Raw genomic sequence first — 13,203 nt, forward strand, 5'->3', positions numbered from 1 at the left:
AGTGAGGGGGTCAGCCTGCGGACTGACCACGGTGGAATGCGTCGAGCCAGCGCGCCATCGACATGCGCTGCTCGACGGGTTTGCGCGCTTGCGCCGCCTGGAAGGCGACCAGCGCGAGCGGTGCATCGGCAACGATCCCGTCAACCTCGCTCGGTGCCAGAAGGCCGAGCGCACGGATATAGGCGGTGATATTGCCCGGTCTCGGTAACGCCCCGCCGCGCCCGACAACGGGCTTGCGCCAAAGGCCCTCGATCGTGCGCAAGCGCGGTTTTGCGCGGGCCTCCATCAGAACGATGGTGCGAAGCTCATCCTTGGAGAGCGCCTCCACCTCGTGCGGCCGCATTGCGGGACAGAAGAAACATGAGGATTTGGGCGGTACAGGGAGGCCCGCGCGCTCAATACGCGCAGCGCAATCCGCTCTGGTCCAGCCCAGTTCGCGAAGGGGATACCGATAGTCATAGCGAGGGTCGGCATATCCCTCGGCATGCGCATAGCGTCGCTGATCGGCACTGGAACAGTCATAGCCGATCAGTTTGACGACACGTCCGCCCTCTCCCCAGCACCGTATCGCGGGCGCCCATTGCGCCGTCCATTTGTCCTGCGGCGCCACCTTCCATTTGAGCGAGCACGACCCCCGCCCAAATGCCTTGGACGGCAGGGTAGCGTTGGTCAGCATGTTGGTGCCCAAGCTATCATAGGGCGGCCAATGCTTGAAATTTCGCGGTTCGTAGCGGACTATCTCGGACGCGACATCGTGACGGTCCATCCAACGACGAAAGACCGGAATGAACGCATAGGTATCGGTCTTCTCGGATCCGGTATCGGCGAACAACACCATATCGATCGGCTCGCCTCGCTCGACGAGCTCGATGATCATGGCGGTGGAATCGACGCCCGCGCCCCAAGCCGCGATCACTGGCGCGCGCTCAACCATCGGCCGAGTCCTTCGGGACGATGGTCGGGTTGATAAGCCGGTACGCGCGCGTCTTGAACTTTGCGATCCGGCACACGGCGCCGGTTATGGGATCGCGAAAGAGCGGTGCCTTGCCCTTCGGATTGGCAATGACCGTGAAGCGGTCGCGATCTTCTCCGTCATTGAAACGAATGGGCTCGTCGAAGACGATGGTCTGTCCCGGCCTCGGGGCCGGCTTCGCGCGTTCGAGCCTGCGGCGAACCAGGTTGGCACGACAGCGCGCGCGCCATTCGGAGGCGTAGGTGCTGTCGGTCTCGGTCAATTCATCGAGAATTGCAGCGGGGCAGTCGCTTTCGCACGGTCCCATCGTTTCCGTCATATCTTTGTAGCCGAACGTACAGCCGTCGCGCGCGCCGGTGCTTTGCTTGGTCAGGCACACGACGGCGAAGACGGCCCGAGCGCCGGACGCCTCGATCCGTTCGCACGCCGCGTAATAGGTCGAACCGACCATCGAAGACGCGAGAACCGTGAGACGATGATCCGCGTGCGCATAAGTGAACTGGTTGTCGAGATAAGAGCGCGCAGTGGCGTAGCCATCCATATCGCGCATGAAGAGCCAACCCATGAGGGATCTCCTGCAATTGGGGAGTTCAGGCGGCGGTGGCGAGGCGCACAGTGCCGATATCGCCGGGCGTGCCGGCAAGCCGACGCTGGAACGCGGCCACGTCGAGCAACTCGGAGATCGGCGCGCGGTGAGGCTTGCCAACCTCCTGCCCGTCGCGACAGCGGCTGATCGATACCTCGCTGTCCGGGAGGAAGCCGCGCGGGACCACGCGAACGGCGAGATCCGCGTGGCGCAGTTCCGTCGTGCCGTCTTCGTGATCGGCACCCATGACGGTGTTGATACGGGCGTCGTCCGCGTCGAGGCCGATGGCCGCGGCGAGACGTGCAAGCGCGCGACGCGCCTGATAGTGGAAGGTACGTTTGGCGTGGTAGTTTCCGCCGACGCTCTTCCCGGCAATGTCGAGCAGCGCTGGCGCAGCGGCCACCGCCAGGCGATCCGCTTCGCAACGGAGGCGAAGGACGTTCACGCTGGGCGTATCGCGTTCGGCAACGTCTGCCAGATGGCGGATGAGAAGAAGGATTGCCGCGTCGCCGGCGACAGGCTTGCCGGCACGCTGACAATCGTCGACGGCGGCGTTGAGGGCGTGGAGCACCGCCGGCAGATGGTCCAGACCGGCGGGGGAAAGGGCCTGATTGTGGCGGTAGAGCGTATCGTAGAGCATGGGAGCCTCCTTCTGAGCGCTCTGGCGCGCTCAAAAAGCCGAAGGCTCCCTCCCCTCCCCTGTCCTTGCGTGGCTGAACGCTGCGGCGAACCGGCGGTAGCCGCCGGGGTCTGGGCGGGCGAGCGCCGCGATCATGCTGCTTCACGGATCTGTTCCTCGGCGACGTCCGACGTGGCGAGGCCAGTTGCGCGGAGCAGAAAGGCGGCGGCCGCTTCGGCTTTTGCCGCAGCCGTCATGATGGCGCGGGAATCCTTGCGCAGCACCGCGAGCCACGAGCCGATATACGCAGCATGATCGTCGATATGGGCGGTCGGGAGGCCCAGATCCGCGCCAAGCAGGGCGGATGTCATTTCGGCGCAAAGCTCTTCGAAAGCATAAGCGTTGTCGCCGAATTTCCTGCCGAATTCTCGGTTGAGCCGGTCAGGATGGCCGGTCCAATGCCCTGCCTCATGCGCTAATGTCGACGCGAAATAGGCACGGGTGGAAAACAACGCGACGGGCGGCATCGTGATGCTGTCGGCAACACGGTCGTAGAAGGCCCGATCGCCGCACTGGCGAACCCTCGCCGGAAGGGCATCGAGGAAGCGCTCTGCGCGAGCCGGCAGCTCGTCGTCGGGGGCGACCACGCTGAGGGGGCATGGATAAAACTTCTCCGGCAGCCCCTCGATCTGATCAGCATTGAAGACGGCGTAGGATCGCAGCACGCGTCGCATTTCGTCCGTGGAGTCGCCGGTGACGGGCGACTCCACCGTCTTGCTGTAGGATTTGTAGAAGATGGCGATTTGCGACCGCTCGCCTTCGCGGACCTGGCCGCCCAGCGCCTGCGCCTGCTTATAGGTCATCCAGGTGGGAGAATGGTAGCCGGCGCCTTCGGCGCAGAGCCACAGCCAGAAGCAATTGATGCCCTTATACGGGTCGCCGGTCGCGCGAAGGGGACGGCCGCCAAGGCCAGGTCGCCATGGTTTCACCCAAGGGCGTACGCCCGCTTCGAGTTTGTCAATGATCGCGTTGTTGATGGTGTCGGCAGGCGACGGTTTATCGGTGGTCTTTGCCACGGTCATTCTCCTGATCTGGTAGAGGCGATCCCGGACCAGCACCCTCCCCTCAGAGAGCCTGCCGCCGGGGCACAAAAGGAGGGGCGACACTCCGCGAAGAGTGCCGCCCCCAGTCGCCTCGAACCGTGCAAACGGGCGTCAGGCCGCCTCGCTCAAATCCTCCTGATCGTCGTGCGGCGCGTCCTCCAGATCCGACTCATCATCGACATCATCACCATCATCGCCGGGATCGACATCATCGGCCTCGTCGATAAACGTCGAGCGCAGCGCGATGGTCTCGGGCTGCTCGATGGCGTCGAAGCGCATGGCATCAGGCAGCCAGGCCGTCGCCTTTTCGCGGATTTCGGCCTCGACGATCCCCTGCCCGTTGCAGAGCGAGGCGCAGGTTGCGGCAAGGTCGCCCTTCTTGGCGTCCTTGTAGCGCCCGCGCAGGATCGGCCCGCCAATGTCCTCGAGCGCGGCGAGCATGACCTCCTTTTTGACGCGGCCAAAGAAATTCTCGGCCGTGGGGCGCCACCAATGCTCGACCTGAATGTCGAGCGCTCGACCAAGATGGTCATGGAACCCGTTGGACCGTCCGCCCTCGGCAATGTTCAGGCTCGGTTCCAGCGTACGTGCGATCGAGAAGGCCACCCAACTGCCGCGGGCCTCGTCGTCGAGCGCACGAAAGGCTTCGAAACGCTCGGTCATGGTCTTGTGACCGGCCCAACTCGTATCGAGACGCTGGCGCTGATCCTCGATGGTCTGCGACGCCATCGACCCTTCGTCGCGGAAGCCGAAGATCGGGAATTGCGCGCCGCCGGACTTGAGCGTCGAGTGATTGCGGACGTAATTCTGCTCGAAGACGACATTCTGTGCCATCAGGAAGATGGTGAGGTCCAGCGCCATCGCCGGATCGCTGGCGATATGGGCGACGAGGATCTGCCGGCGCTGGGTCGCCAGTTCGTCAATCAGCGTAGCGCTGAGCTTGGGTCCATGATCGATGTCGTCGGCGCCGTCTTCACCATTGGCACCGCCCGTCGCCTTGGGCGGAGCATTCGGATCGACAACGGGCTTCTCGCTGAACATGCGGGTGTGAACGCGGGCTTCGCCATCGCCACCGATATAGACGAACGTCCCGATCTGCGCCCGGACCGCCGGATCGATCTCGCGACGGGAATCCTCGATGCCCTCAAGCTCCCGTTCGATCTCGTCGAGGCGATCGTTCGCCGCTTCAGCTTCGGGCGTCCCGTCGGTCAGTTCACACTCAAGCCGCTCGACGAGTTGGTCATTTTCGGCCGAAAGCGCTTCGACACGCGCGCTTTCCTCCTCGCTGAGCGGCCGCGCGGGCGCGTGAAATTCATGAAGCTGACGCTCGAGATCATAGGGAACGTGAGTGGCCGCGATGGGCGTCACGAACGCGAGGCCCTCCGCCTGCGCGAGTTCAGCAGCGGCCGTCTCCAGCTTTTTGCCGGCGAGATCTTCGAGAAGATCGACGTCGATCCAGTTCTCGTCCCCCTCGGCGGCAAAGAGATCACCCTCGATGCGGCCGCCTGCCGCGACATAGGCATCGCGACCGACGAACCGCGCCTTGGCATCGTTCGCCTTGATCGTGCCGTTGAGGATCGCACGCCGGATGTTGTCGGGCTGATCGCCGTAATAGGAGGTGCTCATCTGTGCGAAGACGCGCGCCTGACGATCGATGTCGCTCGTCACGGCATAGGCCTGGGCGACACCCAGGGTGATTTCGCCGGCGGCGAGCGCCTGGAACACGCTCGGCGCGAGCTCGGCAAGCCGCACCCGCTGCTCGACGAAGCGGGTAGTGACGCCCTGGCGCTTGGCAACGTCCTCGGCGGTCATCCCCTTCTGGATGAGGAAGTTGAACGCGGTGCTTTCATCCGCCGGGTTCATCGGAACGCGCTGGAAGTTCTCGGTCAGGCTGGCCTCGACCGAGTTGTCGTCGTCGGTAAGGACGAGGACAGGCACGACATGGTCGGCGGGCAACGTGCCCTGTTCGATCAGGCTCTGGAGTGCGCGCAGCCGGCGCCCGCCCGCCTTGACGGTGAAATGGCCCGCCTTCTTGAGCGGGGTAACGATGAGGTTCTGCAACAAGCCTTGCGTTGCGATGCTGGCGGCGAGGGCGTCGATACCGGCCTCACGGCTGGTTTTGCGGACATTATCCTTCGACAGCGAGAGGTTTTTGACCTTCACGGATTGGATCATCGGTCGTCTCCATCTGGAATTGGCGCGCCGCCTCGACGGTCACGCGAGCCTGCTCATCAGGCCCACAAAGCCGAAGGCTCCCTCCCCTCTCCTGCGCTGAGCGCGGAGAGAGGACCTGGATCGTCAGGCGGTGATGCGCTCGATGACGGCGGCGGCCTGCGCGACGGGCACGAACATCCGCGTCCTGTGTTGGATGATGTCGGTAAAACAGCCCGCCGCCTTGAGTTCGGCAAGCCGCGTGTGCGGCCAATCGAGCAGTTCGAGGCGCTGCTGGCCAGCGACCAGGCTGCGCTTGAGCCGGTAGGCTCCGACGGACGATATCTCGCCGGTCGTCATCACATGCTTTGCGGTATCGTCGCCCGACACGGTGATGGCGGCATTGATCCCGAAGGCGTCCGCGAGCTTCGACACCAGTGGTGCTGGGACGATCCGACCGAGGAAGGACTGGCCGTCATCGGTGTTCAGCCGCCAGACCTGAACATGATCGTCGGGCAGACGATCCCAGACCGGCAGGAGCAGACCCGCGACCAAATAGAGCGTGCTGGTGCGGGTCTTGCCCTGCATCTCTTCGACCTCGGCCTGCCACAGCGCCGAGAATTCCTCCTCGCTGGTCTCTTCCCACATCGTTTCGAGCAGCAAGTCTTGCCGCATCCGCTCGGAACGGGTCGGCCGAACCAGCTCGTAGCGGCGAACGATCTCGCCATCGTCGTCGGTGAGCGAATAGGTGCTGCACCGGATCGCGGCCCTGCCGGACTTGCGATTGACGATCGGGCGCGCGTCATCGCCCAGGATCCGCAACGCGCGGTCGAGCGGGACCGGCTTGTAGCGCTCCTCCGTTTCGAGGCGCAGGATTTCGGTTTCCGCGCCGCTCGTCTCGTCGCGCCGGATCACCGTGCGATCGAGGATCGTGATGCGTTCGGCATTGATGCTCTCGACACCAAGATCGAGCGTGCCGGCTTCGCGCGCCGCCTCGATCCGGGCCTCGATCAGACCGAGATATTCATCGAAGATCGCATTCTGCAGCGCGATGCGCAGCGCGAGAATGCGATTGAGCCAGCGCTGAATGGGCGGCAGCTCCTCCTTCAGCCCGCCGCCTTCGCCCTCCAGCTCAAGTCCGGTGAGGGTCTGGAATTCGTCAAGCGTGGTCGACCGCAACTTGCCGTCGGCCAAAAGGCGAAACCATGTTTCGAGGGATTCCTTGGCATAATCGCTTTCAAGATTGTCCCGCGGGTCGAACAGACCCTGGCCACCCGTCTGGCGCTGGCCCCGTGTCAGGGCGCCAAGGCTGTCGAGGCGGCGGGCGATCGTCGAGATGAAGCGCCGCTCGCCGCGGCAGTCGGTCGATACCGGACGGAACAGCGGCGCGGTTGCCTGATGCGTGCGGTGGGTGCGGCCGAGCCCCTGGATGGCCGCGTCAGCGCGCCAACCGGGCTCGAGCAGATAATGGTTGCGGCGCGACTGGTTCTCGGCGGTGAGGCTGGCGTGATAGCTGCGCCCGGTGCCGCCTGCATCCGAGAAGATCAGGATCCTCTTCTCGTTCCGCATGAAGGCGTCGGTCTCGGCAAGGTTTGTTCGCGGCGAACGGCTCTCGATACGCTGGCGACCGTGCGCATCGACGACGATACGCCGGCTGCGACCCGTAACCTCGGCGACCGCATCGCTCCCGAAATGCCCGATAATATGATCAAGGGCGGACCCCACGATCGGCAGGGAGCAGAACCGCTCGACGAGATTGTCGCGCATCTCGATCGCTTCCTGGCTGAAGATGGGACGGCCTTCCTCGTCGGACATCGGCTCGGAGCGGGTCTTGCCAGTGTCATCGACGAAGGTCTTCATCTGTCGGACGGGAAAGGCCGCCGTGAGGTAGGACATGACGAACTCTTTGGGCGAAAGCTCGATGTCCAGATTCGCCCGGTTCTCGGCATTCAGCGCGGCCAGTGCCCGGTTGAGCATCGCCTCGGACGTCGACACCAGCTGGATCACGACACTCTCGCCCCGGGCCAGATCCGCACGGATCGCCGGGATCAGCGATGGCAGCTTCATGCCGATCAGAATCTGGCCGAAGAAACGCTGCTTGGTGGATTCGAAGATCGACAGGGCAGCGGCCTTCGCGCCGCTGTTGTAGGTGTCGTTGGAGAAGCTGTCCGTCACCCGGGTGGCATCGAGCGCGGTGCGCAAATTGGCGTGGATAATCGCCCACGCATCGGCGTAGGCATCATAAACCTCGATCTGGTCGGGCGTGAGGTGATGTTCGAGGATGTCATATTCGACACCGGCGAAACTGAGCGCCCTCGCGACATAAAGGCCCTGCATCTTCAGGTCGCGTGCGATCAATTCCATGGCCGCGATCCCGCCACGACGCAAACTGTCGACGAAGGCGCGGCGATCGGCGAAGGCGGTGGTCGGACCCCACAGGCCAAGCCGGGTGGCATAAGCGAGATTGTTGACGTCCGACGCGCCGGTTGCGGACACATAGAGGACGCGGGCGCGAGGCAGCAGATTTTGCAGGCGCACGCCGGCGATGCCTTGATCGGAGCCGTCCTTGGTGCCGAAACGGCCTTCTCCGCCGGCGACACCCGCCATTTCGTGTGCCTCGTCGAACACCATCATGCCGTCGAAATCGTCACCGACCCAGTCGAGAATCTGCTGAAGACGGGTGCCCTTGTCGCCGCGGTTGGAGCGCAGCGTCGCATAGGTGAGAAATAGCACGCCCTCGGCCGCGCCGATTGGCGTGCCGAGTTTCCACTGATTGAGATGCTGGATGTCGAGCGCGAGACCGCCGACCGCGGTCCAGTCGCGACGGGCATCCTCAAGCAGTGTCTCGGTCTTGGATATCCAGATGTGCTTGCGGCGCCCGCGCAGCCACTGGTCGAGGATGATGGCCGCAACCTGACGGCCCTTGCCGGCACCCGTGCCGTCGCCAAGGAAGAATCCGGTCCGGTAAGGTCGGCCGTCCTGGTCGGGCGCGAGAGACAAGTCTTCCTCGGCCGGCTTGAACAGGCCAGAAATGTCTCGCTCGAAAGCGTCACCGGCATAGATCAGCGTTTCGAGCTGAGCGTCGGATAGCACCCGGTCTGCGACAACGCGTGTCGGCAGCTTCGGAATGTAAGAGGGCCGCGGTGCCGTGATCGAGCCCATGGCGATCGATTCCACCAGAGCGGTCGGATGCGCGGATGCACAGGGAATGGCGATGCGGCTCGGCCGGTACGGCAAGTAGACACCGACCGCCTCGCCGGTTGGTACGGGTTCGGCAAAGACATCGTAATTGATATCGAGCGCGCCGAGAGACGGCGCGGCCTTCGCGATCGGGGCCGAGAGCCGGGGCCTGCTCGAAAGACTGCCGAGCAAGGATCCATGCGCACGGGTTGGTGCAAGGCGCACTGGCGAGCATCGCGGGATTGCCGTAAGGCTGGTGGCCGATGTGCTGATCGTCGCGAGCACCTCGGTGAGCGAGCTGCACCGGATGAGGGCGACGTCGTCCTGGGAGCCTTTTTCCAGAACGATCAGCTTCACGATTTGGCTGGTGCCATGTTTGGCATAGGCATTCGCGGGCAGTTCGACGTGAAGCCTGATCGCGCAACCCTCGGTCGCCTTCGCCCAGGCGCGGCTCGATGTGTCCACGCGATCGGGAAGGATAGCAGCGCAGCGTCCCCCGGCACCAAGCCGCTTCAGGGCGGCGCGCAGATGACGGAACGCGGCAAGGGGGTCGGCATGCCTGCCCATGCTGCGGGAAAAGGGCGGGTTGATGAGCACGGCGGTCGGGCGGATCGACAGCGGCAGCAGATCGTGGATGAGTTCGCCATCGTGGCGACTGACCGGTGCGGTGGGAAATGCTGCCTCGAGCATAGCGGCACGCGCGGGATCGATCTCGTTGAGGACAAGCTTGGCGCCAACGCGAGCGGCGAATATGGCGAGGAGCCCCGTGCCGGCGGAGGGCTCCAGGACGGTATCCGCGGCGGTGATGCGAGCGGCGAGCGTGGCAAGATAGCCAATCGCGGCCGGTGTCGAAAATTGCTGGAGCGCGATCTGTTCTTCGCTGCGCACGGTATGCGTCGGCAGCGATGCGGTGAGCGCGGTCAGGCCCGCTAGGCACTCAGCCGGCTCTTGCGACAGGTCGAGCGTGGCGAGGTGCAGGACCTGGGCCAGCTCCAGCACATCATAGGCGTCGCGAAGTGACCAATGCCCATCGGCTGCGGTTGAACCATAGGCGGTTTCCATCGTCCGGAGCAGGCCAGGCCGGTCCACGCCGTCGCCCTGGTGCAGCACGGCAGAGATCGCCTTCGCCGCGGTGATGGATGGTTCAGTGAAATCGAGTTCGAAAGCAGCGGCTGAGGTGCGCATTGTAGGCCTCCATTGCATCGTCCGGTGCCCATCACCGGATCAACAAGCCGGAGGCCTCCTCTCCTCTCTTCAGTGGGAGTGCGTCTGAATCACGGGGCGAGGAACGGCGTTGCGGGCAAGCCGATCGCGCAGAGCATCGTTCCAATCATCATGGTCGGATGGGAGCCATTCCTCGACCCTTCGCCCGTTGGCGCTGAGGTGCCCCCCTGCCCTCTTCAGGCAGATTTTCGCCGCCGTGTTCCGCTGGCCGAACACGATGACGCGCTTCACATGCGACGGTATGCCGACATGGGCGTAGCGCTCGGCACCAAGCACGGCCCAAACCGGCAATTGGAACCAGTCGATGGCGGACAAGGCATCTTCGATCCCCTCGGCAATGCCCAGAACGTCATCCGGCTCACCAAAGCGCACGCTGCCAGAGCCGAGCAGACCCAGAGCCAGCTTGGGTTTGCGGAAGGGGCGCCGCAAAATGTCCGTGGGATCGAGGAAGGTCCGGTGGACCGCGACCAGGCCCAGCTCGTTTCTCACCGCGGCGATCATTGCGGGAAGACAGCGCCGATCCTTACCCTTCCCTATGATCGTCTGTGGGTTGAAGCGAAGGTCGGACGTTGGCGCGTGCAAGCCCCGAGCATGAAGATAGGCTTCAGCCGGTGTGCCGGCGATGGGGATGCTGTGCTGCCACAATGACCTGGCCAAACCGCTCAGATCGCGTGCTGGCGCGCGTAGTTCGACGTGAACCGGCAGCCGATCGTTCAAGCCCTGACGATCCAGAGCCTTGAGGATATCTGTCGATGTGCATCCCGCGAAGCATTTGAACAGGATCGCCTTGGTGCCCAGGCGGACCGAAAGGCTGGGGGAGTGATCGTCATGGGCAGGGCAGCGGCACTCTCCGCGCGATCCAGACCAGCGTCCGCCCAGGCTCTCGACGATTTGTTTGGCGCGGACTGCTGCATCGATGGTGGCGGGCATGGGCGAAACTCCTGTCGAAATCCAAAGTCGCTCCGCGCATGCCCCCTCTCCTCTTGCCGATCGGCGCTGCCTCCAGCGATCTATGCCGCCTTTGCCGCGAGCACACCAAACTCTTCGACGATCCGGTCGGTCGTGTAGTGGGTGGTGCCGTCGCGCTCGTAGGAGGTGTCACGGAGCCGTCCGGCAATCCGCACGAGATCGCCAACCTGGGCCTTCTCATCGATATATTTCCGCTGGCCGTCGCTGAAAATGACAACTCGGTTCCAATAGCTATCCTCTATCCACTGATCGCCTTCTCCGCGGCGGCGATAGTTCGCGCATACCGATATGTTTGTGACCTTGGGCTTGGAGTCGATTTCACCGATCCGTCCGATGATCTCGAATTTGGCAAAATTGATCATGCGACCTCCTCACTGCGTCTGCCCAGCGGCGACGAGCGGTGATGCAGCTACGATCGGTTCGCTGAGGATCTCGTCGCAGGGCGGAGCTGCCGAGGATCGAGGACCGTGATGCTATCGTGGAACACCGATCTGGAGATATCCCCCCAGCTAGGGGGATCGGTTACGCCGTCCGACCAGAGAGGCACAGCGAATCGCCTGCTTGGTCTTTTAGAATCACTCTAAAACAACGCCGCTGCTCGCAGCGGAAGGATTCATGATTCTAAGTGATTCAGATTCAGTGCCGAAAAGATGTGCAATTTCAACGATCTGTCGGCTTTATCCTGACCGCGCGGGGGATTTTGCCTGACCCGGCGGGGGCGTTATCCTGACCGGTCGGGGGGAGATAGCTGACCTATTGGGGCTATCCTGACCGATTGGGGGCGATGGCATCTGGCGATCCCTCGCTTCGGAATGGCGGCATTCTGCCGCGTTTATCGCGCGTGAGCGAGCCGAAAACGGGCAGAACCCGAATCGCATTGCGACTCGGCGGAATCTCACGGCTTTTGCGGAAGCGCCGTATGATTCCAACCTGACCGGCTGGGGGCGACAAAAGTGTTTCAGCCTGCCCTGACTTGACGAGCGAGGACAGGTCAGGCAGCAATTAGGCGAATCTGCCCAATATGCGCTCGGCCTATATGACATGGAACATGCGGAAAATCTAAGCGCCGAAGCAGCGCAAGAGGCGCAAGCCGATTCGGCGCCGGGCCGTGCCATGCGCGTTGCGGCGGCCTTGCAGGCGAAGGGTGGCGAGGAATTCGCCAAACCCGGCAGCATCGTTGAGATCAAGTTCGTGAAGGGACAATCGCTCAGCCTGACGGCTTCCCGGTTGCTCGCGTTGATGATCCTGACCGCAGGCGGGGATGCCTGGGAGGACCGGCCGCATCGCATGCGCAAGGCGGATATTCGCCGCGGTCACAAGGGTAACGAACGTATCTCCGACATGCTGGAGGAACTTCACCGCACCCTCTTCGCGATCGACGATCGATCTTGGCGCGGCAAGAAGGCTACGCTGCGCTTTTCTCTGATCTCGTCGTCCCGCGAAGAGGCTGAAGATACAGACGGGGCGGATGCGGGCTGGATTGAATGGGAGTTTACGCCTGATGCGCGCAAGCTCATTCAGGAGTCCGAGAGCTATGCCGTCCTCAATCGTCAGGCGGTGCTCGGCTTTCGATCGAGCTATGCCCTCAAGCTTTATGAGATCGGATCGCTGCGGCTCCATCGTCGCCAGTCGACCTGGAAGGGCGATATGGCGGCGCTGCGCGCAGCGCTGGGCATTTCGCCAGACGTTTATAAGGATTTCGCGCAGCTCCGTCGCAAGGTGCTCGAGAAGGCGAAGGCCGAGATCGACCAGCTGGCCCACTTCCGGGTGGAGTGGAAGGAGATACGACAGGGCCGAACAGTGACCGAGATCGAGTTTCGATTCGAGCCGAAGGATGCGCCGGCGCAGATCGCGACCGTCGATGAGATCGAGCGGCACTCGACGGGGCGCAAGGCACGCCGGGAGGGCGCTGTCGAGACGGTCGCCGAAACGGTGGAAGTGGGATCGGTCGTGAAGGCCGCCATCAGCGCACTGGTCGCGCCGGAGAAAAGTTCGGAGATCGTCTTTCCGCAAGGTACGATCCGGTTCAACGCGGAAGGCTTGGCGACCATTGCCCGGTCGCATGGCGGTGGCTGGGATATCGATCTTATCGCTGACGCCTATCGCGAGCAGATGGGCGACCGTCTGGCGAAGCTCAAGGGTGCGAAACTGACCAGTTCGTGGACGGGCTTCTGCGAGAGCTTCGTTGCCCGAAGGGGGCGTCCATAAGCGAAATTGCACCGGTGCAATTTCGTCGTGCCCCCACCGAGTCAGGATGGGCCGCCCGATAGGGCGATTGGCCACCGGTTTCGCCGCTATTGTCGTCCATAGCGGTGGCCGACTTTCGAAATAGCGCTTCTGTTTGACGAAAAAGCGCAAGTAGCGCTACTATGGCCCCAGTTTCGCAAAGGGGCGCCCT

Annotated in this window: 9 protein-coding genes; 1 reads left to right on the forward strand and 8 read right to left on the reverse strand. The window is 63.4% G+C overall.

From position 1 onward, the window contains the following. Window positions 1–10 precede the first annotated feature (10 nt). The 8 genes from AC07UX_RS16860 to AC07UX_RS16895 form a co-directional block, all read right to left on the reverse strand. Entirely contained in the window at window positions 11–934 is a 924-nt protein-coding gene (locus AC07UX_RS16860) for a hypothetical protein (protein ID WP_495193119.1), read from the reverse strand. Continuing rightward, a complete protein-coding gene (locus tag AC07UX_RS16865; RefSeq protein WP_495193120.1) occupies window positions 927–1,538 on the reverse strand; it encodes a DUF6927 domain-containing protein in 612 nt (203 codons plus the stop codon). The genes AC07UX_RS16860 and AC07UX_RS16865 overlap by 8 nt, the downstream gene beginning before the upstream one ends. 25 nt (window positions 1,539–1,563) lie before the next feature. Continuing rightward, window positions 1,564–2,199 carry a hypothetical protein gene (locus AC07UX_RS16870; protein WP_495193121.1) on the reverse strand — a complete coding sequence of 212 codons (636 nt, stop codon included), beginning with the start codon at window positions 2,197–2,199 and terminating at the stop codon, window positions 1,564–1,566. Between the two features lie 131 nt (window positions 2,200–2,330). Continuing rightward, a complete protein-coding gene (locus tag AC07UX_RS16875) occupies window positions 2,331–3,260 on the reverse strand; it encodes an ArdC family protein (RefSeq protein WP_495193139.1) in 930 nt (309 codons plus the stop codon). 132 nt (window positions 3,261–3,392) lie between these two features. Continuing rightward, a complete protein-coding gene (locus tag AC07UX_RS16880; protein WP_495193122.1) occupies window positions 3,393–5,456 on the reverse strand; it encodes a ParB/RepB/Spo0J family partition protein in 2,064 nt (687 codons plus the stop codon). A gap of 123 nt (window positions 5,457–5,579) precedes the next feature. After that, window positions 5,580–9,797 (reverse strand): strawberry notch-like NTP hydrolase domain-containing protein, encoded by a 4,218-nt coding sequence (locus AC07UX_RS16885; RefSeq protein WP_495193123.1) that lies wholly within the window; start codon window positions 9,795–9,797, stop codon window positions 5,580–5,582. Between the two features lie 69 nt (window positions 9,798–9,866). Beyond that, window positions 9,867–10,766 (reverse strand): DUF7146 domain-containing protein, encoded by a 900-nt coding sequence (locus AC07UX_RS16890; RefSeq protein ID WP_495193124.1) that lies wholly within the window; start codon window positions 10,764–10,766, stop codon window positions 9,867–9,869. A gap of 80 nt (window positions 10,767–10,846) precedes the next feature. Continuing rightward, a complete protein-coding gene (locus AC07UX_RS16895) occupies window positions 10,847–11,167 on the reverse strand; it encodes a single-stranded DNA-binding protein (RefSeq protein ID WP_495193125.1) in 321 nt (106 codons plus the stop codon). Window positions 11,168–11,918: 751 nt separating this feature from the next. Here AC07UX_RS16895 and AC07UX_RS16900 point away from each other — a divergent pair. Next, on the forward strand, window positions 11,919–13,013 hold the full coding sequence (locus AC07UX_RS16900) for a replication initiation protein (RefSeq protein ID WP_495193140.1): 1,095 nt from the start codon (window positions 11,919–11,921) through the stop codon (window positions 13,011–13,013). Window positions 13,014–13,203: the final 190 nt, after the last annotated feature.

The organism is Sphingobium sp. GW821-FHT02B05 (genome assembly GCF_059421905.1).

Bases quoted from the DNA above. Each gene is read 5' to 3' on its own strand.
- AC07UX_RS16860 (WP_495193119.1), bottom strand. From the start codon at position 934: ATGGTTGAGCGCGCGCCAGTGATCGCGGCTTGGGGCGCGGGCGTCGAT.
- AC07UX_RS16885 (WP_495193123.1), bottom strand. From the start codon at position 9,797: ATGCGCACCTCAGCCGCTGCTTTCGAACTCGATTTCACTGAACCATCC.
- AC07UX_RS16865 (WP_495193120.1), bottom strand. From the start codon at position 1,538: ATGGGTTGGCTCTTCATGCGCGATATGGATGGCTACGCCACTGCGCGC.
- AC07UX_RS16880 (WP_495193122.1), bottom strand. From the start codon at position 5,456: ATGATCCAATCCGTGAAGGTCAAAAACCTCTCGCTGTCGAAGGATAAT.
- AC07UX_RS16875 (WP_495193139.1), bottom strand. From the start codon at position 3,260: ATGACCGTGGCAAAGACCACCGATAAACCGTCGCCTGCCGACACCATC.
- AC07UX_RS16900 (WP_495193140.1), top strand. From the start codon at position 11,919: ATGCGCGTTGCGGCGGCCTTGCAGGCGAAGGGTGGCGAGGAATTCGCC.
- AC07UX_RS16870 (WP_495193121.1), bottom strand. From the start codon at position 2,199: ATGCTCTACGATACGCTCTACCGCCACAATCAGGCCCTTTCCCCCGCC.
- AC07UX_RS16895 (WP_495193125.1), bottom strand. From the start codon at position 11,167: ATGATCAATTTTGCCAAATTCGAGATCATCGGACGGATCGGTGAAATC.
- AC07UX_RS16890 (WP_495193124.1), bottom strand. From the start codon at position 10,766: ATGCCCGCCACCATCGATGCAGCAGTCCGCGCCAAACAAATCGTCGAG.